Here is a 20,463-nt window from a genome sequence, read left to right as displayed (position 1 = left end):
AGAGTTTTATAAGGTGAACGACAGCTGGCGTTCACTTCCGGGGTCGCGAATAACGACCTGGTCAGGGGTCATGGTCAGCTGCGGCGTCGCCGCAATCCGGTGTTGCTCGCTGGCGAAGACGGCGCAACAGAGCCAGCTTTCCCCTTGCGGGAGTTCCGTTTTGAGCAGGGGGATGGAGGCGCACTCCGCAAACATCACGCTGCTGTTAGGCGGCGTGACGAGGCTGTCCGGCTGGCGCGTAAGCGCAGGAGAGAGATCGACAATCACGCTGCTGCCGTTGCTGGCCGCCAGATAACAGCCGCGATCGCGGATCTGAGGGTCGGTTTTCATCACCGCAAATCCGCCCTCCGCCGTTTGCAGTTTCCGCGCGCTGTGAATGCGGTGCAGACGCAGATGCCATTCGCCGAACGGGATTTGCCAGGTGTCGATATGCACGTCGCACCACGGAGACCAGCGCGAGTAGAGGTAATTTTCATCGACGCGCACCGCATCACACGCCCGGCGACCGCGAAAGTAATCGTCCCCGTCGGCCAGCAGCAGCATGGAGTCGCACGCCGCGTGTTTCAGGCCAAAGCGTCCGCGCTCAAGGGTGAAGCCGAAGCGGCTGGAGTAGGCGAATTTGGTGTATTTGGCCTCGGTGTTGACGTAATTGTTCAGCTCAAGCTGACCGGCGGTGAGCATGGTGACGTGCTGCGACTCGTCCGCGTGCATCAGGATCTGCGCCGCATGCGGGAGCACGCGTTTTTCGGCCAGCGCGGGAAGCGGCGTTTCCCCGGCCTGCCAGAACGGATGCGTCTCCGGCAGGGCCAGGATCAGAAAGGTTTTCAGCGCCCAGTACGGCGACCCCGGCGAGTTGTAGTCCTCACACATCGCCAGGTTGGGATAAGCAAAACCGAGCGTCAGAATGCCGTCGCGATCGGCAATGGGCCGCTGCTGCCACCAGCGTAAATGGCGCAGCACAATGCCCTTCACAATGCCCGGTGTGAATACTTCAAGCCCGGAAAAGGCCACCGCGCTCCAGAAAGCGACCATCGCGAAGCGGTAGGTCAGACTGCGGCCAAACGGCACCGACGCGCCGTCGGCGGCGGACCAGTAGATAAAGTCTTCGGCGAACAGGCGCGACCGCTCGCGCAGGATCTGCCCCCTCTCCTCATCACCGCTGAGCGTGGCGTAAATCAGGCCGTAGAAGTGGAATGCCATTGAGATGTAATAATCTTTTGGCCGACCGGGGCCGTCGGAATACCAGCCGTCGCCTAAATAGTAAGCCTCCATCAGCGCAAAACGGCGATCGATAGCCTGCTGGTCGTACGGCAACCCGGCGCGCCTGAAGCCGAGCTGCACCATGATGGCGAAGTAGTTCCAGTTACTGTCCGGCATTTGCGCATCGGTGATTTGGTTGAGCCACGCGTGCAGGTTCATGACCTCGCGCTCGCTGAAGCGGTCGGTGAGTTTTTCCCCGAGCAGCGCAAGCCCCAGTCCGTAGGCCGCCATCTCCACCAGACGCTGATCGTAGGGAGCGGTTTCTCCCCAGTAACCAGCGCTGAGCGGATCGGTGCCGAGCCGGATCGCCTCAATGTACTTGTCGCTGAACGGGGCGGCATCGCCGGAGGCCATCAGCGGAAACAGCCCCCACAGCGCGCGCGACAGCCCTTCCATCTGCGCAATATCCGTCGCGTAATGCGCACAGGTCTCGCCGAGTGAGAAACGCGACTGCCCCGCCGGAAACTGTGCATCCAGCGCGCCGAGCATGGCATTGAGAGACGCCACCACGTCCTGGCGTGAAGACAACGGATTTGATGTTTTCTGATTTGCCGCCCACATACTTTCGCCCTCGTAATCAACTGCGGCAAAGCATAGTGAATCCGCGAGCTGGAGAAATGTTAGCCAGGTCACAGGTGCGAACGATAACTAAACCCGCAGTTGAGAAAATTTAAAAAGGTGGTTTATAACGATAGCCAGACGAGGAAAAGTTGAGTTTTATTGCACTATGCGCGACACGCCGACAGCCGATTATCTGGAGTTGATTACCCTGAACGATGCGGTGGGATCGTTCAGCCGTCTGTTTGCCAATACCGTGCGTTACCATCACTGGCATCAGTGCCTGGAGATCCTCTACGTCGAAGAAGGGTTTGGCGTGGTGATCGTCGATAACCGCCACTACACCATGCGTCCCGGACGGCTGTTTTTCTTCCCTCCCTTCACCCTGCACAAGGTGAGAGTGGATGAGCAGGCGCAGGCCCTGTATCGACGCACCATCATCCATCTCGACCAGCATGCGGTCCTGAAGGTGTTGCGTGATTTTCCCCATGCCCGGCAGCGGCTGCAAAGGCTCTCCTTTCGCGGCGCAGAGGCGTGGGTAGCGGACCTGGCGCATTGCCATGGTCATCTCGTGCATCTGTTTAACTGTTACCGGCCACCGATGAACAGCGAGAACATTGCCTCGCTGCTCATCAGCCTGTTCGCGATGCTGCCGGACGATAACGACGGCGCACCGGGCAACAGCCAGGGGATCGCCAGCCAGGCGATGTTCTGGCTGGATGAACATTATCAGGAGAAATTTCGCCTCGACGCGCTGGCGCACGAACTGGGGAAATCGCGCAGCTATGTGTCGCGAAAATTCCATGCCGAAACCGGCGAGAAAATTCATGACTACCTGAATACGCTCCGGCTGCGAAAGGCCTGCGAGTGCTTATTGCACAGCGATGCGAGCGTGCGCGAGATAGCGACACGGGTCGGGTTTTCTGACGTCACCTGGTTTATCAGCGCGTTTAAAAAAGGGATTGGCGAGACGCCGTTGCAGTACAGGAAGAACCATGCGAACCGATGAGCGGCTTTATTGCCGGGTGGCGGCTGCGCCTTACCTGGCCTGCAATTTCATTAGGCAATATCTTAATTATCCCGGCAGCTCGCGAAAGAGGGCTTTTAATTTAATTCTTTATTCGGAATAAACCGCGCTGAAATAGTAAAAGTTGCCTTAATCCTAAATCCAAAATCTTAAATCCAGCCTTTTACTATATCGTTCTTATCCGCTGTTGATTACTATATTGCCCCTCAGGTCGACGGAGTCAGTGAGGCCACCAAAAGGACAAGGGTAGTATGATTTCGATTTTGCTTGTAGACGATCATCCAGCAATCTGCTTTGCATTAAAAGTACTTCTGGAAAAGCACGGAGATATGACCGTCAGTACCTCTACGGGTGAGAACCTGCTGTCCCAACTGCATCAGCAGCGCCCGGACTTATTAATCCTGGATCTCGAACTTAAGCACGCCGATGGCCTCGACCTGTTACCCCGAATTAAACAACACCTCCCGGAACTTAACATTCTGGTCTTTACCAGCCAGTCAGCAGGTATATATGCGCTGAGAACGCTCCACGCCGGGGCGCAGGGGTTTATCAATAAAAATATGCCGCTGGAAAACGTTGAGCCACTGTGCCGGCTCATTATGGCGGGTTACCAATGTTTTCCCGAAGGGACGCTGTTCAAAGCCGCCAGCGTCAATGAAAAAAACGATGCGTCTGAATCACTATCAAGTCGCTTCTCGGATCGCGAAATTGCCGTTCTCAATTATCTGAAACAGGGCAAGAGTAACAAAGAGATTGCCGATCTCCTGATGCTCAGCAATAAAACCATTAGCACCTATAAAACCCGGATGCTGCAAAAATGTGGCTGCGACGATCTCAACCAGCTTATCTCGCTTGTCTTCAGAGAGTCTGATAATGAGAATACTTAGCGGACTGCTGCTGTTACTCGTCGCTTTTATGGCACAAGGTGCGACAGCGCAGGAACCCCTTAAGCTTCTCTCCCGAAGCATGGAGACGATTGCCGACCCGGGACTCAGTGCAAGCCAATGGCGCTGGCTGCGTGAACACCGCAAAATCCGCCTGGCCGTCTGGTTGCCGATGTCGCCGCCCTATGACATTACCACCGGCCTGAACGATTACGGTGGCATCAATGCCGATTTCCTCGGCCTGGCGGCCGACAATCTTGGCGTCGAAATAGACGTTATTCGCTACCCAAACTATGACGCTGCGCTGGAGGCGTTACGCGCAGGGGAAGCAGATTTCATCGCGCAGGCCAGCGATAACCAGCAAAATCAGGGGCTGATACTGAGCCATCCCTACAGCCCAAATGCTGCCGTTGAAGTGGTCAATAACGAAGCCACACAGGATGATGCGGTCAGAAAGATTGCCATCGCGCCGGGCTACGATCCTCAACGCGTCCTGCAGCGTTACCCGAACGCGGAGATCGTCCCCTTCTACTCACCGCGCCACGCGCTGGAAGCACTCGCGTTTCGAAAAATCGACCTTTTCTTTTGCGATGGCGTTACCGCCCGCTATCTGGTGAACCAGTCCAACATCAGCAACTTACTCATACGCCCCCTCGACACCCCCTTTCCCGTGTCAGGATTTTCCTTTGCGGCAATGCCAAAGATGCACATGTGGGTAAGGGTGCTGAATAACTTTCTGGCCGCGTTGCCGGAAAGTGCAAGCGTAGAGATACACCGTCGGTGGAATGGCGGCATCCCGCTTTCACTGAGCGAGCAGAAACCGGTCTTTACCTCGCTGGAAAATAAATGGATTGATGAGCACAAACGCATATGGGTGGCCGTGGCCGAGGATAACCCACCGATCGCCTTTTTTGATGACGGTGGTCAGATGCGTGGCATCATCGCCGATGTCCTGACCGCATTGCAGCTGCGCACCGGGTTTACCTTTGTCATCCAGCGTTTTCCTACTCAAAGGGCGGCCCTGGCGTCGGTGAAAGCGGGAAAATCGGATTTGGTTGCAGGCGTGACGCAGGGGGACATCTGGCGCACTGATTTACTGACCACCCGTACCTGGCTCTATAACTCCTGGGTGATGGTCGGGCAAGCGCATTCTGTTCCGGGCGCGGTGAGTCCTGGCGTGCTCAGCCTGGATGGGCAGTCGCCAGAAGAGTGGTTACGTAAGCAGAGCGGGGACCAAACGGAAAAAGTCGACACCTGGAGACAGGGGCTCAACCGCATCGTTCACAGCCACGACAAGATGATGGCCATGCCGCTGATCGTCGCCAATACGCTTCTGGCGAATAAAGAGTATGCCGCGCTCCGTATTCTGGGAAGTATCGACATCGACCCGATGCGATTCTCATTCGGGGCGTCCCGTCAGTCCTGGCCTTTAATTACCATTCTCAATAAAGCGCTCATTAATATTCCGCCGGAGGACCTCCATGCCCTGACCCGTGGCGGAAATGCCGGTAACAGCTTCACGTCGACCGGGCCAAAACAGGTAGCGCTGAGCACGGTATTGACCGTCGGACTGGCTATCATGGTTCTCCTCTGCCTCGCCGCCGCCTGGGGTTATCGCCGCCATCGGCGCGCTCAGCAGCGAATGCTGAAGATCATGTCGGCCCAGCGACACTCCAGAAATCGTGCCCATCGCGCCAGCCGTGCGAAGAGCGTGTTTCTGACCACCATGAGCCACGAGATACGCACGCCGATCGGCGCAATCATGGGGATGCTGGAACTCGTCATGAAACGCCCTGGCGATACCCAGCAAAACCGCCAGTCGGTGCAGGTGGCGTGGGATGCAGCCCAGGCCCTGCTGCAGTTGATTGGCAACATACTTGATGTGTCGCGTATTGAATCTGGCCGCCTGGTGCTTCGCCCCGAGCGGGCCTCGCTGCGCAAGCTGATCGAGGAGCCCGCGATGTTGTTCGAAGGCATGGCGGCGCAAAAAGGGCTGGCCTTCGTGCTGGAACGTGATGCCGAACTGCAGGAGGACGTGCTGGTCGATCGCAGCCGTTTCAGGCAGATTTTGGTTAATATCGTCGGAAACGCGATCAAATTCACCGAACGCGGGCAGATAACGCTGAGCGTGCAGCTCGAGGGACGTGACGAGGGCTATCTGCTGTTGCGTATCACGGTCGTCGATACCGGCGAAGGTATCGACGAGGCCACCCGGCAGCGGTTATTCCAGCCCTTCGCTCAGGGAAACACCCGTAACGTCGCACAGGGGAGCGGGCTGGGCCTGTATATCTGCCGCACGTTAACAATGATGATGGGCGGGAGTTTAGCGATCCACAGCGAGCCTGGACATGGAACGACGGTCACGGTCTCCCTTAAGCTGCCGGTAATGGCAGAACGCCAGGATGCTCCTGATATACAGCCCGCGTCGCCACTTTCCCGCCCCTCTCTGCGCGTTTTGATTGTCGATGATAATCCCGTGGGCAGAATGGTATTAAGCCAGCAGCTGAGCTGGCTCGGCCACCGCGCGATCGGCGCAGACAGCTCAGCCTCTGCGCTGGAAACGCTAAAGCAGGCGCAACCTGATGCGGTGATCACCGATTGCAATATGCCCGGCATGAGCGGGTTCGAACTGGCGCAGTTCATCCGTGCGCACTACCCCGACATTGCGGTCTTTGGCGCGACCGCAGACGCACGGGAAGTTGTCCGTGAGATGGCAAGAGAAGCAGGCATGCGCGACTGTCTGTTCAAGCCGGTCACGCTCACTATGCTGGCAGAACTGCTGGCTCCCCTGAAGGGATCTGTCCCGGTCGCCGAGGAGCCGCAAGACGCATTGGCGTGTAACCTGCCGCCCGAGCTGCTGGAAGGGGATAATCTGCCCCTGTTTCTTTCGCTCCAGATGTCGGTCATTGATGAATCCCTTGCCCACTTGCGCGCCTGGCTCGCCGCGCCAGAAACCTCACTGCGTGAGACGCTGCACAAACTGCGCGGCGGACTGGCGTTACTGGGCGTGCCCGCATTGATAGCCCGCTGTGAAGCACAGGAAGCCACCCCGGACCACGACGGGATCCACCAGCTGTTAGCTGAACTTGCGCAGCTACGCGCCGCGTTACAGCGTTGGCACGATTCAGGACGACAACCTTAATCCACGTCCTACATGCGTTGAGGACGCGTCTGCATCGTTTTGGCTATCCGCGTTGCAGTACTCTTTTGTTCACAGGAGATTGCCGGAGCATCTGCTCAGGCAATACATCAACAAAGGAGAAAGACCATGAAGAAATTAGTTTCCGTTCTGTCTGTCGTTGCCGCTGTGGGTATGTTCGCTACAGCATCAGCACACGCCGCTGAAAGCTGTGCAGCTAAAAGCGCAGCGCTGGAAAAAGAGATCAAAATTGCCCAGCAGTATGGCAATACCTACAAAGTGAATGGCCTGAAAAAAGCCCTGGCAGAAGTTAAAGCCCACTGTACTAACGCAAGCGTTCTGGCTGATGCCCAGAAAGACGTGCGCAAGCTGGAGAAAAAACTGGCTGAAAAACGTGGCGACATCGCTGAAGTTCAGGCCGATCTGGCAGAAGCTAAAGCGAAGGGCAATGCCAAGAAGATCGCCAAGTACCAGAAAAAACTGGCCGAAAAGCAGGCGGATCTGCGTGAAATCCAGCAGGAGCTGAACCAGGCTCGCGCTGAGCTGGCAGCCCTCAATAAATAAGCCATCGCGAGCTTAATCGTGGGCAGCAAACGCTGCCCACGAGATTGACGCAAAATGCAGATCCACCATGCAATCCGAGTGTTGGTGCTGTTACTGACAGCAAACGCTGCGTCTGCAAATGAAAAGACATGGGTGATTCTTAACAACGACTATAAAGGCTCAATCTTTCTTGATTTTCAATCCGATAAACCCTGCCTGACGCGTCCTCTGCTTGAAGAGTGGGGCGTAAAATCCACCGTACTTGATAAGCTTCACTGGGATACCAGGGCGTGTCTGAGCGCCGACTCGGCGAACGCCTTCGATCTCCAGTTCTGGTATCGTCCGGATGCCAACCTGCTCACGCTTTTATTTCCCCAGGAGGCGTTTAATCCGCAACAAAACGGGGTCAGTACCAGCCGCTGGGATGATGGAATCAATGCCCTGTTTGTTAACTACCGGCTGGACGTCAATAACCAACGCGCGCAGTACCGTTGGGATACGCCGGGCACCGATGCAACGCTCGCGCTGGAAAACGGCCTTAACGTCGGGCCATGGCGCATGCGCTACCAGAATACATTCTGGCGAGAGGCAGACCGCCAGCACGGCTCTTACAGTAATTCAGCTTCTGTCTGGCGCAGCATCACGTCTATGCGATCCCGGCTTAATCTTGGCGACGGTTACACCTCATCGAACCTGTTCGACAGTATGTCCTATCGGGGGGTGTCCCTTGCCAGCGATGAGGCGATGTTCCCGGATAGCTGGCGGCCCTATTCACCGCTGATTAACGGCTATGCGCGCAGCGAAGCGGAAGTTACCCTTCGTCAGAACGGCGAGCGCGTCTATCGCATCCACGTCCCACCGGGGCCGTTTGTTATCCGTGATTTTTACCCGCCAGATTCGCAGGGCAATCTTGAGCTGACGATTCAGGAGAGCGACGGGAGCGAGCGTACCCGGTTCATTCCGTACTCGATCATGCCCAATCTGGTGCAGTATAAAATGTTCAGCTACGAGCTGGTCGCCGGGCGTTATAAGCCCTTTCACGGCGTGGAACTGGAGAAAGATCGTTTCTGGCAGAGCACGCTCTCCTGGGGCGTCGCCCCGCGCGCCACCGTATTTGGCGGCGTACAGCAGGGCGAGAATTACGTCAGCCATGTTGTGGGATTGGGCGGCAATATGGGCAAATGGGGAGCGTTGTCTGCCGATGTGCGTAACGCCCATTACAGCCAGCAGGGTAAAGCGCTCAGCGGCAGCGTCGGGCGAATGCGTTATGCAAAAACATTTTTTCAAACCGAAACCAGCCTTAACGCCCAACTTCAGTGGTACCCGCGCGGTAGCCAGTATCGTTCGCTTGAGGAGCGGTTAAACCGCGCCTCGGTGCTGGCCTGGGGTCTGGATGATGACACCACCCAGCGTACCCTTGAAAGCCAGGTTGAGCTGACGCAAAACTTCGACGAAAACTCAAGTCTCAGCCTCTCCTGGCGCTGGCTGAAATCACGCACTCGCGCAGCGGGTAGCAACAGCCTCACCCTGAGCCTGGACGCCAGCTGGCAGGACGTCGATTTGTCGCTGTATGGCAGCTATGACCGCTACGGCGACTCTGCCCCGGAATCGACGCTGGGGATTAACATCAGCATCCCCTTCAGCACTGGAAGCCATTTTACCAATGTGGCACTGGTTTCCGACCTCGCCAGCCGAAATAAGAATACCCATGGACTCAACATTAATGGCTCGGCACTGGACGATTATAGCCTGCGTTATGACGTGACGGCGGAGCATAGCGAACACGGGAACGATGCTCTGAAAAGCAGTATCGGCTATCAGTACAACAGCGGCGAACTGAACGTCAGTATGACCCGCAGCGGCACGCAACGTGATTATCATGGCGACGTCAGCGGCAGCGTGCTGGTATATCAGGAGGGTGTTGTCCTGGGCCAGACGCTGGGAAGTACTGCGGCATTGGTTCAGGTGCCTGGTTCGGCGAAGATTGGGTTTTATAACCAGTTCGGTTCAACCACCAACACAAATGGCGATCTGCTGGTGAGTTACCTCACGCCCTGGCGCGTAAACCGCATCACGGTGGACAGCTTCAGCCTGCCAGAAGGAACCGATATGGATGTGAATGAGCTGGAGACCGTGCCCACCGATGGCGCGATTGTGAATCTGCGCTTTTTGAAACCGGAAAAAACAGAGGTTCGCTGACGGGATAACGGCGCAACGCCCAGGTAGCCGGAGATCCCTCAGCCTCGTGGAGGCTGAGGGTCAGTGCATCAGGCTTCAATGTCCGCCATATCGCCTTTCTCCTGCAGCCAGTTACGTCGATCTTCTGAACGTTTCTTGGCCAGCAGCATATCCATCATGGCGTTGGTTTGCTGTTCGTCTTCGTCGCTGATCGTCAGCTGCACCAGACGGCGGGTGTTTGGATCCAGGGTGGTTTCACGCAACTGCATCGGGTTCATCTCGCCCAGCCCTTTAAAGCGCTGTACGTTCGGTTTGCCCTTCTTGCGTTTTAGCTGATCCAGCACGCCCTCTTTCTCTTCTTCCGTCAGCGCGTAGTAAACCTCTTTGCCGAGGTCGATACGGTACAGCGGCGGCAGCGCAACGTGGACGTGGCCGTTTTTCACCAGCGTACGGAAGTGCTTCACGAACAGCGCGCACAGCAGCGTGGCGATGTGCAGCCCGTCGGAGTCCGCATCCGCAAGGATACAGATCTTGCCGTAACGCAGCTGGCTCAGATCCTCGCTGTCCGGATCGATGCCGATCGCGACAGAGATATCGTGGACCTCCTGCGAGGCCAGCACTTCGTCAGAGGAGACCTCCCAGGTATTCAGGATCTTACCCTTAAGCGGCATGATCGCCTGATATTCGCGATCGCGCGCCTGCTTGGCGGATCCGCCCGCCGAGTCCCCTTCGACCAGGAACAGCTCGGTGCGATTAAGATCCTGCGCGGTACAGTCCGCCAGCTTGCCCGGCAGCGCGGGGCCGCTGGTCAGCTTTTTACGCACAACCTTTTTCGCCGCACGCAAACGACGCTGCGCGCTGGAGATCGCCAGTTCGGCCAGCATTTCTGCCGCCTGCACGTTCTGGTTCAGCCACAGCGTAAAGGCATCTTTGACCACGCCGGAAACGAAGGCCGCGCACTGACGCGACGAGAGGCGCTCTTTGGTCTGGCCGGCAAACTGCGGATCCTGCATCTTCACGGAGAGTACGTAGGCGCAGCGATCCCAGATATCTTCCGCCGAGAGCTTCACGCCGCGCGGCAGAATGTTGCGGTATTCACAGAACTCGCGCATCGCATCGAGCAGACCCTGACGCAGGCCGTTGACGTGCGTCCCGCCAAGCATAGTCGGGATCAGGTTGACGTAGCTTTCAGTCAGCAGCTCGCCGCCTTCCGGCAGCCACAGCAGCGCCCAGTCGACCGCTTCGGTATCGCCTGAGAAATTACCCACAAAAGGTTTCTCTGGCAGCGTCGGCAGGCCGTTTACCGCTTCGCACAGGTAGTCGTTCAGACCGTCGGCGTAACACCAGGTTTGTTCGGTATTATTGACGTTATCTTTAAAGGTGATTTCCACGCCCGGGCACAGCACCGCTTTGGCTTTCAGCAGGTGCGTCAGGCGAGACACCGAGAAACGTGGGCTGTCGAAGAAGCTCCCGTCAGGCCAGAAGTGGACGCTGGTGCCGGTGTTGCGTTTACCGCAGGTGCCGACAACCTGTAAGTCCTGTACTTTTTCGCCGTTTTCAAAGGCGATGTTGTACACCTGGCCATCGCGGCGAACGTTCACTTCAACGCGTTTAGACAGGGCGTTAACCACGGAGATCCCCACGCCGTGCAGGCCGCCGGAGAACTGGTAGTTTTTGTTGGAGAATTTACCGCCCGCATGCAGACGGCAGAGGATCAGCTCAACGGCCGGGACCCCCTCTTCCGGGTGGATATCCACCGGCATGCCGCGCCCGTCATCGATGACTTCCAGCGACTGATCGGCGTGCAGGATAACATCGACGCGTTTGGCATGGCCTGCCAGCGCTTCGTCCACACTGTTATCAATAACTTCCTGGCCCAGGTGGTTTGGGCGCGTCGTATCGGTGTACATCCCCGGGCGGCGGCGAACCGGCTCAAGCCCGGTGAGTACCTCAATGGCATCAGCGTTATAGGTTTGCGTCATGATTTAAACTAGCAATTCGCATTGATTGTCAGAGGCTTTGCAGTCCAAGAAAATCGACAATCTGGGTGAAATGATCCTCAAAGCCCGTGAAAGCATGATTTCCGCCCTCTTCTACAGTTTGGCGGCAGGATGCGTAATACGCCACTGCCTGGCGGTAATCCAGCACTTCATCACCCGTCTGCTGCAGCAGCCAGATGAGATCGGGCGCTTCCAGCGGGTCTACCTGCATGACTTTGAGGTCGTAAATATGGCGTGACTCTAGCACATATTGTTGTCCGGTGTAGGGGTTCTCGTTTTGCCCGAGAAAGTCCCTCAGCAGCTCAAACGGGCGTACCGCCGGGTTAACCACCACGGCGGGCACCATAAACGCTTGCGACAGCCAGGTGGCGTAATATCCGCCGAGCGACGATCCCACAATGCCAAGCGACTCTCCGCCATGTTCCAGCACAATGGATTCCAGCATCTCCGCCGCGTCTGCCGGATAGGGCGGCAGCTGGGGGACGATCATCTCAACGTGCGGATGATGCTCGCTCAGCCACTGGCGAAACAGCGTCGCTTTTGCAGAGCGCGGGGAGCTGTTGAATCCGTGTAAATAGAGAAGCGTCGACATCAATAGCCTTCTGAAGCGGTATCGGGACGAAATTCTGCACCTGACAACCGGCAGACTTCCGTGGTCAGGGTGCCGTCGGCATGCAGTTCCAGCCACCGCCAGCCCGGCGCGATGGTATCCAGCGTGAAGCTGTCGCAGTGCGGCTTGAACTGTACGCAGGTCGAAGGGGTAGCCAGCAGGCGGCGACCGTTCCAGTCGAGATCCTGCTCCTGGTGAATGTGCCCGCACAGCAGGTTTTTCACGTGCGGGAATTTCACCAGCACTCTGTCCAGCGCGGCCGAGTTGCGCAGGCTGTGTTGATCAAGCCAGCTACAGCCCGCAGGCAGAGGGTGATGATGAAGCAAAAGCAGCGTATGCCGCGCAGGCTCAGCGGCCAGTTTGCTCTCCAGCCAGTCGAGCTGAAAGTCGCTCAGTTCACCGTGAGGAACGCCAAACACCTGACTGTCGAGCAGCAGAACTTGCCACTGTTCGCCGAGGAACACACACTTCGCCGGGGAGATCCCCGCCTCCTGAAGCGAGCTGTACATGGCAGGCTGAAAGTCGTGATTGCCCGGCAACCAGACGCAAGGTGCGCTGAAGCTCGCGATGCCTTCAGAAAAATGCTGATAGGCCGCGGAGGATTGATCCTGCGCCAGATCGCCCGTTGCGACAATCAAATCGCAGCGGCGGTTTTCGGCATGAATCGCGCTTAATACAGCCTGATAACTCTCCCAGGTATTCACGCCCAGCAAAGTCTCATGCTTTTCGGCAAAAAGGTGAGTATCGGTGATTTGTAATATCCTGACTGGCGCCCCACCAGCAACAGTCAGGTTCAACAGGCTTTCCAAATGGTGTCCTTAGGTAGGTTTATGACGCTAACAAACCGGAATCGCCATTGCTCCATGTGCTAAACAATATCTTAGCCAGTCGGCTAAAAACTGGTTAATTTGATGCTTTTCGTCGCGTTGATGCAACTTTTTATTGGGATAATCATACCGCGCTTTGAAGCGAAAGATCTGCTGGCTTGAACACACTTCAGCGACCATTGCGTCATGATAGAGGCGTACCGACATCGACGGCAGGCTCCAGTAGCTAATGGTGGGCGCGGTTTGTTCTATCTCGACCAGGGTCGTGTAACGCGTTGATTCTGTAATAGTTAACCGGTACTGCGCGTTGCTCACCTGATAGCTAACCGTTTCGCCGGGTGCGTCGTTTCGCGGCAGCAGGCGGCGCAGCTGGGCGAAATTGGTTTCGCACAGGCGCATCATTTCTGGGAAGTCAGGTGTATAACGCTTCATTTTAACCACTCGTTTCTTAATTTCTGATGATGCAGCTGCAGCCATTGCAGGGCGATGACAGACGCTGCGTTGTCGATTTTCCCCTCTTCTACCCACTGGTAAGCCTGTTCCCGGCTCACCACATGAACACGAATGTCTTCGTTTTCATCAGCCAGACCGTGAATACCTTTCGCGGTCGTGGCGTCCACTTCGCCTACCATAATAGATAAACGTTCGCTCGTGCCGCCTGGGCTTGCCAGATAGCTCAGCACGGGCTGCGTTCTGCCGACGACCAGCCCCGCCTCTTCCTGCGCTTCGCGGCGGGCAACGTCCTCGACGGACTCGCCTTCTTCGATCATCCCGGCCACCATCTCCAGCAGCCACGGGCTTTCACTGACATCATACGCCGCAATACGGATCTGCTCGATCAGCACCACTTCATCACGCACTGGGTCAAAGGGTAGCAAGACAGCCGCATGGCCGCGCTCAAAAATTTCACGTTTAATTTCACCGCTCATCTCGCCGTTAAATAAGCGATGCCTGAAACGGTAAAGATCCATTGAAAAAAAACCGCTATAAAGCGTTTCTCGTGCAATAATTTCTACATCGTTTTTGGTGAAAGTCACTGGCAACTTTTCTGGTTTTTGCATGAGTCATGTCCTGGTAGCAATAGTGATGAAATTGTGAATTTCAAGTCTGTTTGGCTGCCGTTTGTAAGGCTATATGGTAGATTGGTGCAAATTACCGCCAGATGGCACGTAACGCCAACCTTTTGGTGCGGATGATTCTGTTAGAATCGGCAATAATTTTTTAATTTGATCAGCGCTAATACTGCTTCACAACAAGGAATGCAAATGAAGAAATTGCTCCCCATCCTTATCGGCCTGAGCCTGACGGGCTTCAGTTCAATGAGCCAGGCAGAGAACCTGTTACAGGTCTACCAGCAGGCACGTCTGGGCAACCCTGATTTACGTAAATCAGCGGCCGATCGTGATGCTGCGTTTGAAAAGATTAACGAAGCACGTAGTCCGCTGCTGCCGCAGCTGGGCCTGGGTGCTGATTATACCTACGGTAACGGATACCGCGATAATAATGGCGTCAACTCTAACGCCACCAGCGCGTCGCTGCAGTTAACGCAGACCCTGTTTGATATGTCCAAATGGCGCGCCCTGACCCTTCAGGAAAAGAGCGCGGGCATCCAGGATGTGACCTATCAGACCGATCAGCAGACGCTGATCCTGAACACCGCCACCGCGTATTTCAACGTGCTGAGCGCCATTGACTCGCTCTCCTACACCGAAGCGCAGAAACAGGCCATTTACCGTCAGTTGGATCAAACCACCCAGCGTTTCAACGTGGGTCTGGTGGCGATCACCGACGTGCAAAACGCCCGCTCACAGTACGACAGCGTGCTGGCGAACGAAGTGACCGCGCGTAACAACCTCGACAACGCGCTGGAATCGCTGCGTCAGGTCACCGGTAACTACTACCCTGAGCTGGCCTCCCTGAACGTGGACAGCTTCAAAACCGATAAGCCGCAGGCCGTCAACGCGCTGCTGAAAGAAGCAGAAAACCGCAACCTGGCGTTATTGCAGGCGCGTCTGAGCCAGGATCTGGCCCGCGAGCAGATCCGTCAGGCACAGGATGGTCACCTGCCAACGCTGAGCCTGAGCGCATCAACCAGCGTATCCGATACCACCTACAGCGGCTCCAAAACCAATACTCAGGCCTATGACGACAAAAATATCGGTCAGAATCAGGTTGGCCTGAGCTTCTCCCTGCCGCTGTACCAGGGCGGAATGGTGAACTCTCAGGTGAAACAGGCGCAGTACAACTTTGTTGGCGCAAGCGAGCAGCTCGAAAGCGCGCACCGCAACGTGGTGCAGACCGTTCGTTCGTCATTCAACAACGTGAACGCCTCTATCAGCAGCATCAACGCCTATAAACAAGCCGTGGTGTCTGCGCAAAGTTCACTGGATGCGATGGAAGCCGGTTACTCCGTTGGTACACGTACTATCGTCGACGTGCTGGACGCAACCACCACGCTGTACAACGCCAAACAGCAGCTCTCCAGCGCCCGTTATCAGTACCTGATTAACCAGCTGAACATCAAGCAGGCACTGGGTACGCTGAACGAACAGGATCTGCTGGCGCTGAACAATGCGCTGGGCAAACCGGTCTCGACGTCGCCTGAAAGCGTCGCGCCGGAGAACCCACAGCAGGACGCCGCCGTTGATAATTTTAACGGTAACGGCAATGCGCCTGTCGCGCAGCCTGCCTCTGCGCGTACGACCGCGCCTGCCGGCAACGGTAACAACCCGTTCCGTCAATAAGCCCTGCCTTCCCTCTCCTGGCTAACGGGAGAGGGAGAACACATATCACACCTGAACGTAAGTCAACGTAAAGACCCCCTGATTTCGCCCCTCTTCGCTTCATTTTCAACCACTCATCCTCTATCCTGAGCGTTATCACCACTGGGTCCTGGAAGACAAAGATGAAACGGACAAAAACGATTAATCACGCTTCGTTCCGCAAAAGCTGGAACGCGCGTCACCTCACACCGGTCGCGCTGGCGATCACCGCCGTCTTTATGCTGGCGGGCTGTGAACAAAATGACGAAACCGTCTCGATGTATCAAAACGCCGACGACTGTGCGTCCGCGACCGGTAACGCAGCTGAATGTAAAACGGCCTACAACAACGCCCTGAAAGAAGCGGAACGTACCGCGCCGAAATATGCCTCACGCGAAGACTGCGTGGCGGAGTTTGGTGAAGGCCAGTGCCAGCAGGCACCTGCGCAGGCAGGCATGGCGCCGGAAAACCAGGCGCAGGCGCAGTCCAGCGGCAGCTTCTGGATGCCGCTGATGGCGGGTTATATGATGGGCCGTCTGATGAGCGGCGGTGCAGGCTACCAGCAGCAGCCGCTGTTTAGCTCCAAAAATCCAAACAGCCCGGCGTACGGCAAATATACCGATGCCAGCGGCAAAAACTACGGCGCTGCCACGCCGGGTCGTAGCATGACCGTACCGAAAACGGCAATGGCACCGAAACCGGCGACCACCAGCACCGTTACCCGTGGCGGCTTCGGTGAATCCGTCGCGAAACAAAACACCATGCAGCGCAGCGCAACGGGTTCTTCAACTCGCTCAATGGGCGGCTGATCATGGAAAGAGTCAGTATTATCGAGCGCCCGGACTGGCGCGAAAAAGCCACCGAGTACGGTTTTAACTTCCACACCATGTACGGCGAGCCGTACTGGTGTGAAGATGCCTATTACAAACTCACGCTCGCCCAGGTTGAGAAGTTGGAAGACGTGACCGCAGAGCTGCACCAGATGTGCCTGAAGGTGGTGGAGAAGGTGATAGACAGCGACGAGCTGATGACCAAATTCCGCATTCCAAAGCACACCTGGAGCTTCGTTCGCCAGTCATGGAAAACTAGCCAGCCGTCGCTTTACTCGCGCCTCGATCTGGCGTGGGACGGCGTGGGTGAACCCAAGCTTTTAGAGAATAACGCCGATACGCCGACCTCCCTGTATGAAGCAGCGTTCTTCCAGTGGATCTGGCTGGAAGATCAGGCTAACGCAGGCAACCTGCCGGAAGGGAGCGATCAGTTCAACAGCCTGCAGGAAAAGCTGATCGCGCGTTTCGCCGAGCTGCGTGAACAGCACGGTTTTAACCTGCTTCACCTCGCCTGCTGTCGCGACACGGAAGAAGATCGGGGAACGGTTCAGTATCTGCAGGACTGCGCCGCAGAAGCCGAAGTCGCAACCGAATTCCTTTATATGGAAGATATCGGCCTGGGTGAGAAAGGTCAGTTTACCGATCTGCAGGATCAGGTGATCAGCAACCTGTTCAAGCTCTATCCGTGGGAATACATGCTGCGCGAAATGTTCTCCACCAAGCTGGAAGATGCCGGTGTACGCTGGCTGGAGCCGGCCTGGAAGAGCATTATCTCCAACAAAGCGTTGCTGCCGATGCTGTGGGAGATGTTCCCGGACCACCCTAACCTGCTGGAAGCGTACTTTGCCGAAGACGACCATCCGCCCATGGAGAAATACGTCGTTAAGCCGATTTTCTCCCGCGAAGGGGCGAACGTGTCGATTATCGAAAACGGTAAAACGCTGGAAGCGGTTGAAGGGCCGTATGGCGAAGAGGGAATGATCGTCCAGGCGTTTCATCAGCTGCCGAAGTTTGGCGACAGCTATACGCTGATTGGCAGCTGGCTGATTAACGATCAACCTGCAGGGATTGGCATTCGTGAAGACAGAGCGCTGATTACCCAGGATCTGTCACGGTTCTATCCGCATATCTTTGTGGAGTAAGATCTGCCGGGTGGCGGCTTCGCCTGACCCGGCCTACGGTTTTATAGGCCCGGTAGCGTAGCGCCACCGGCCATTTTTCACCCTACCTGCACCGACAACATACTGATACTGCCCATCTCAATACCCTCGACCGGGACGGTCACCGGCTCCTCTGCGTCCCATGCGCCTAAGACATACAGCAGCGGCAGAAAGTGTTCTGGCGTCGGGTTAGAGAGCGATCCGCCTTCGTGATCCAGATAGTTGACCAGCGGGTGCTGCTCAACCGGGCCTTGCCAGGTCAGGTTCGCTTTCACATAGTCATTAAAGGATGTTGCCCACGGATACGGCGTGTTCTCACCGTGCCAGCGTGCCGTGCGCAGGTTATGCACCACGTTACCACTGGCGATCAGCATGATGCCTTCATCACGCAGCGCCGCAAGCTTACGGCCCATCTCAAGATGCCACGCCGCCGGTTTGGTGCTGTCGATGCTCAGCTGCACCATCGGGATGTCGGCATCCGGGTACATCTTAATCAGCACGCCCCATGAGCCGTGGTCAAAGCCCCAGGCCTCTTTGTCCAGGGCAACAGGAACGGGCGCGAGTAAATTCACCAGCCGCTGTGCCAGCTCAGGCGAGCCGGGTGCCGGATAGTGCGTGTCGTACAGCGCCTGCGGGAAACCGCCGAAATCGTGGATCGTTTTTGGGGTTTCCATCGCGGTCACACCGGTGCCCCGGGTGAACCAGTGCGCGGATACCACCACAATGGCTTTCGGGCGCGGCAACGTCTCACCCAGCTGACGCCAGGCGCGTGTATAGACGTTGTCTTCCAGAACGTTCATTGGGCTGCCATGGCCTAAAAACAGTGCTGGCATACGAGGCGAACTCATGGTGTTATCCTTAAAGAATGTGTCATGTTGATGGCTCTACATTACGCGTAATGCAGGTAAGATGAACCCAGATAACCATGATGATCATCATCAGGAAATTTGAATATAAGGAGAGAGAGGGATGTCAGTGCCTTTGATTCTGACCCTACTTGCGGGCGCGGCCACCTTCATTGGCGCGTTTCTCGGCGTACTCGGCCAGAAGCCGTCCAACCGCGTGCTGGCCTTTTCGCTCGGCTTCGCCGCCGGGATCATGCTGCTCATCTCCCTGATGGAAATGTTACCCGCAGCGCTGGCCACTCAGGGCATGTCACCGGTGCTGGGTTACGGGATGTTCGTCTTTGGCCTGCTGGGGTACTTTGCGCTCGACCGCCTGTTACCCCATGCGCACCCCCAGGATTTAATGGAGAAACAGGCCGGGCCGCAGCCGCGCACGATCAAACGCACCGCGATTCTGCTGACGCTGGGTATCAGCCTGCATAACTTCCCGGAAGGCGTTGCCACCTATGTGACGGCCAGCAATAACCTGGAGCTGGGGTTCGGCATCGCGCTGGCGGTGGCTTTACACAATATTCCTGAAGGACTTGCCGTCGCCGGGCCGGTTTATGCGGCGACGGGGTCAAAACGCAAGGCCGTATTCTGGGCGGGAATCTCCGGCCTGGCCGAAATTCTCGGCGGCGTGCTGGCGTGGCTGATTCTGGGAAGCCTTATTTCACCCGTGGTGATGGCTGCGATTATGGCGGCAGTGGCCGGGATCATGGTGGCGCTCTCTGTCGATGAACTTATGCCGCTGGCAAAAGAGATCGATCCTAATAACAATCCCAGTTACGGCGTGCTGTGCGGGATGTCGGTAATGGGGTTAAGTCTGGTGCTGCTCCAGGCGGCGGGGATTGGCTAATCTGTCGGGGCCTCCTTATGGGGGCCCTTGCGTTTTATGAATACGTGCGGCGCTTTAAATATGTATTAGAAATTAATCAAACGAAAAAATATAATCTCTCTGTTTTATTTTATCTAAAGTCAATATTTAAACTGGATATTATTATTCTCAATAAATTAATTGCAATTCGCGCAAAGAAAAAGACAAGCCCTTCAAAATCAAGCAGCACAAATCACTCCAGATAATACATTTAACGCCGCTACATTAATATTTAAGTTTGATTAATCGCATCCCCCCCGCCCACACCGTTATACTTTTACCGAAGTTTACTGAAATAACATTCAGACGATGAATTAATTTGAAAAAGGATATTTTCATGCACTTAGCTAAAAAAGCGCTGTTAGCGATTTCCATGGCAACCATCATCTCCGGCTCAGCCTTTGCGAGTGAGCAGGGTTCCGGGAAAATCAAATTTAAAGGTGTGGTGATTAATGCGCCTTGCAGCATTGCACCAGACAGCGTTGATAAAGAAGTTGATCTGGGTGAAGTGACCACCGCAACGATCAATGCCAATAGAAAATCGGCACCGGTTGCAGTCGATATCAACCTGCAGAACTGCGAGCTGGAAAACCCAGGCGATGAGTCGGCCACACCAATCACGAAAGTGGACGTCACATTCACCAGTACCGCAACCAACGCGGCAGACACCAGCCTGATGGCAAACACCTATGCCGATGGCGCGCAGAACGTTGGCGTACGTCTGCTGGATAATACCGAAACCAAGATCACGCTGGGCTCAGCAAAGGAAGTTGCTCTGCAGTCAGGTTCAGACACTCAGGTGCTGCACTTTAAAGCGCAGATGGAAGTCCCTACCGGTGCAACTGCAACAGCCGGCCAGGTTGAAGCGACTGCCAACTACGTCCTGCAGTACAAATAATACTGCCAGCATCACCGTTTAACCGG

Annotated in this window: 17 protein-coding genes; 10 read left to right on the top strand and 7 right to left on the bottom strand. The window is 56.1% G+C overall.

The features are described from left to right. Positions 1–6 precede the first annotated feature (6 nt). Complete coding sequence (locus I6L58_RS16275; protein WP_088208519.1) at positions 7–1,821, bottom strand: DUF2264 domain-containing protein; 1,815 nt, start codon at positions 1,819–1,821, stop codon at positions 7–9. Positions 1,822–1,987: 166 nt separating this feature from the next. Here I6L58_RS16275 and I6L58_RS16270 point away from each other — a divergent pair, with 166 nt between their 5' ends. The 5 genes from I6L58_RS16270 to I6L58_RS16250 all read left to right on the top strand — a co-directional run bounded on the left by I6L58_RS16270 (position 1,988) and on the right by I6L58_RS16250 (position 9,610). Then, a complete protein-coding gene (locus I6L58_RS16270; RefSeq protein WP_042322006.1) occupies positions 1,988–2,827 on the top strand; it encodes a helix-turn-helix transcriptional regulator in 840 nt (279 codons plus the stop codon). A gap of 269 nt (positions 2,828–3,096) precedes the next feature. Continuing rightward, complete coding sequence (locus tag I6L58_RS16265; RefSeq protein ID WP_088208518.1) at positions 3,097–3,732, top strand: response regulator transcription factor; 636 nt, start codon at positions 3,097–3,099, stop codon at positions 3,730–3,732. Beyond that, entirely contained in the window at positions 3,719–6,871 is a 3,153-nt protein-coding gene (locus I6L58_RS16260; RefSeq protein WP_088208517.1) for an ATP-binding protein, read from the top strand. Before I6L58_RS16265 ends, I6L58_RS16260 begins: the two co-directional genes overlap by 14 nt. Before the next feature lie 126 nt (positions 6,872–6,997). Then, the gene (locus tag I6L58_RS16255) at positions 6,998–7,432 is read left to right on the top strand and encodes a DUF1090 domain-containing protein (protein WP_006178562.1); all 435 of its coding nucleotides are present in this window, start codon (positions 6,998–7,000) and stop codon (positions 7,430–7,432) included. Between the two features lie 132 nt (positions 7,433–7,564). Then, positions 7,565–9,610, top strand: a complete 2,046-nt coding sequence (locus I6L58_RS16250) for a fimbria/pilus outer membrane usher protein (RefSeq protein ID WP_254082124.1) — start codon at positions 7,565–7,567, stop codon at positions 9,608–9,610. 68 nt (positions 9,611–9,678) lie between these two features. Here I6L58_RS16250 and parE read toward each other — a convergent pair whose 3' ends face one another. The 5 genes from parE to nudF are packed head-to-tail and all read right to left on the bottom strand — an operon-like array spanning position 9,679 to position 14,087. Further along, positions 9,679–11,571 carry a DNA topoisomerase IV subunit B gene (parE, locus tag I6L58_RS16245; RefSeq protein WP_006178564.1) on the bottom strand — a complete coding sequence of 631 codons (1,893 nt, stop codon included), beginning with the start codon at positions 11,569–11,571 and terminating at the stop codon, positions 9,679–9,681. 28 nt (positions 11,572–11,599) lie between these two features. Beyond that, a complete protein-coding gene (yqiA, locus tag I6L58_RS16240) occupies positions 11,600–12,181 on the bottom strand; it encodes an esterase YqiA (RefSeq protein WP_058610749.1) in 582 nt (193 codons plus the stop codon). After that, entirely contained in the window at positions 12,181–13,008 is an 828-nt protein-coding gene (gene cpdA, locus I6L58_RS16235; protein WP_088208515.1) for a 3',5'-cyclic-AMP phosphodiesterase, read from the bottom strand. The genes yqiA and cpdA overlap by 1 nt, the downstream gene beginning before the upstream one ends. A gap of 27 nt (positions 13,009–13,035) precedes the next feature. After that, the gene (locus tag I6L58_RS16230; protein ID WP_006178567.1) at positions 13,036–13,458 is read right to left on the bottom strand and encodes a DUF1249 family protein; all 423 of its coding nucleotides are present in this window, start codon (positions 13,456–13,458) and stop codon (positions 13,036–13,038) included. After that, positions 13,455–14,087: an ADP-ribose diphosphatase gene (gene nudF, locus I6L58_RS16225; protein ID WP_006178568.1), complete on the bottom strand. Its 633-nt coding sequence runs from the start codon at positions 14,085–14,087 to the stop codon at positions 13,455–13,457. Before nudF ends, I6L58_RS16230 begins: the two co-directional genes overlap by 4 nt. Before the next feature lie 204 nt (positions 14,088–14,291). Between nudF and tolC the strand changes: the two genes are divergently transcribed. From tolC to I6L58_RS16210, 3 genes are all read left to right on the top strand, one after another. Further along, a complete protein-coding gene (gene tolC, locus I6L58_RS16220) occupies positions 14,292–15,770 on the top strand; it encodes an outer membrane channel protein TolC (protein ID WP_042322011.1) in 1,479 nt (492 codons plus the stop codon). 161 nt (positions 15,771–15,931) lie between these two features. Continuing rightward, the gene (locus tag I6L58_RS16215) at positions 15,932–16,597 is read left to right on the top strand and encodes a DUF1190 family protein (protein ID WP_006178573.1); all 666 of its coding nucleotides are present in this window, start codon (positions 15,932–15,934) and stop codon (positions 16,595–16,597) included. A 2-nt stretch (positions 16,598–16,599) separates the two neighbouring features. Beyond that, the gene (locus tag I6L58_RS16210; RefSeq protein WP_058610747.1) at positions 16,600–17,760 is read left to right on the top strand and encodes a glutathionylspermidine synthase family protein; all 1,161 of its coding nucleotides are present in this window, start codon (positions 16,600–16,602) and stop codon (positions 17,758–17,760) included. Between the two features lie 77 nt (positions 17,761–17,837). Here I6L58_RS16210 and ygiD read toward each other — a convergent pair whose 3' ends face one another. Then, complete coding sequence (gene ygiD, locus I6L58_RS16205) at positions 17,838–18,626, bottom strand: 4,5-DOPA-extradiol-dioxygenase (RefSeq protein ID WP_088208514.1); 789 nt, start codon at positions 18,624–18,626, stop codon at positions 17,838–17,840. Between the two features lie 121 nt (positions 18,627–18,747). On the opposite strand from ygiD, the gene zupT reads away from it, so the two are divergent. Then, positions 18,748–19,521 (top strand): zinc transporter ZupT, encoded by a 774-nt coding sequence (gene zupT, locus I6L58_RS16200; RefSeq protein ID WP_006178577.1) that lies wholly within the window; start codon positions 18,748–18,750, stop codon positions 19,519–19,521. Positions 19,522–19,876: 355 nt separating this feature from the next. After that, the gene (locus I6L58_RS16195; RefSeq protein ID WP_088208513.1) at positions 19,877–20,437 is read left to right on the top strand and encodes a fimbrial protein; all 561 of its coding nucleotides are present in this window, start codon (positions 19,877–19,879) and stop codon (positions 20,435–20,437) included. Positions 20,438–20,463: the final 26 nt, after the last annotated feature.

The organism is Enterobacter cancerogenus, assembly GCF_019047785.1.
Lineage (GTDB): Bacteria > Pseudomonadota > Gammaproteobacteria > Enterobacterales > Enterobacteriaceae > Enterobacter > Enterobacter cancerogenus.
This window is presented reverse-complemented; position numbering and strand designations above follow the sequence as displayed.

Bases quoted from the DNA above. Each gene is read 5' to 3' on its own strand.
- nudF (WP_006178568.1), bottom strand. From the start codon at position 14,087: ATGCAAAAACCAGAAAAGTTGCCAGTGACTTTCACCAAAAACGATGTA.
- I6L58_RS16215 (WP_006178573.1), top strand. From the start codon at position 15,932: ATGAAACGGACAAAAACGATTAATCACGCTTCGTTCCGCAAAAGCTGG.
- I6L58_RS16265 (WP_088208518.1), top strand. From the start codon at position 3,097: ATGATTTCGATTTTGCTTGTAGACGATCATCCAGCAATCTGCTTTGCA.
- yqiA (WP_058610749.1), bottom strand. From the start codon at position 12,181: ATGTCGACGCTTCTCTATTTACACGGATTCAACAGCTCCCCGCGCTCT.
- parE (WP_006178564.1), bottom strand. From the start codon at position 11,571: ATGACGCAAACCTATAACGCTGATGCCATTGAGGTACTCACCGGGCTT.
- zupT (WP_006178577.1), top strand. From the start codon at position 18,748: ATGTCAGTGCCTTTGATTCTGACCCTACTTGCGGGCGCGGCCACCTTC.
- tolC (WP_042322011.1), top strand. From the start codon at position 14,292: ATGAAGAAATTGCTCCCCATCCTTATCGGCCTGAGCCTGACGGGCTTC.
- I6L58_RS16260 (WP_088208517.1), top strand. From the start codon at position 3,719: ATGAGAATACTTAGCGGACTGCTGCTGTTACTCGTCGCTTTTATGGCA.
- ygiD (WP_088208514.1), bottom strand. From the start codon at position 18,626: ATGAGTTCGCCTCGTATGCCAGCACTGTTTTTAGGCCATGGCAGCCCA.
- I6L58_RS16195 (WP_088208513.1), top strand. From the start codon at position 19,877: ATGCACTTAGCTAAAAAAGCGCTGTTAGCGATTTCCATGGCAACCATC.
- I6L58_RS16270 (WP_042322006.1), top strand. From the start codon at position 1,988: ATGCGCGACACGCCGACAGCCGATTATCTGGAGTTGATTACCCTGAAC.
- I6L58_RS16275 (WP_088208519.1), bottom strand. From the start codon at position 1,821: ATGTGGGCGGCAAATCAGAAAACATCAAATCCGTTGTCTTCACGCCAG.
- I6L58_RS16210 (WP_058610747.1), top strand. From the start codon at position 16,600: ATGGAAAGAGTCAGTATTATCGAGCGCCCGGACTGGCGCGAAAAAGCC.
- I6L58_RS16255 (WP_006178562.1), top strand. From the start codon at position 6,998: ATGAAGAAATTAGTTTCCGTTCTGTCTGTCGTTGCCGCTGTGGGTATG.
- I6L58_RS16230 (WP_006178567.1), bottom strand. From the start codon at position 13,458: ATGAAGCGTTATACACCTGACTTCCCAGAAATGATGCGCCTGTGCGAA.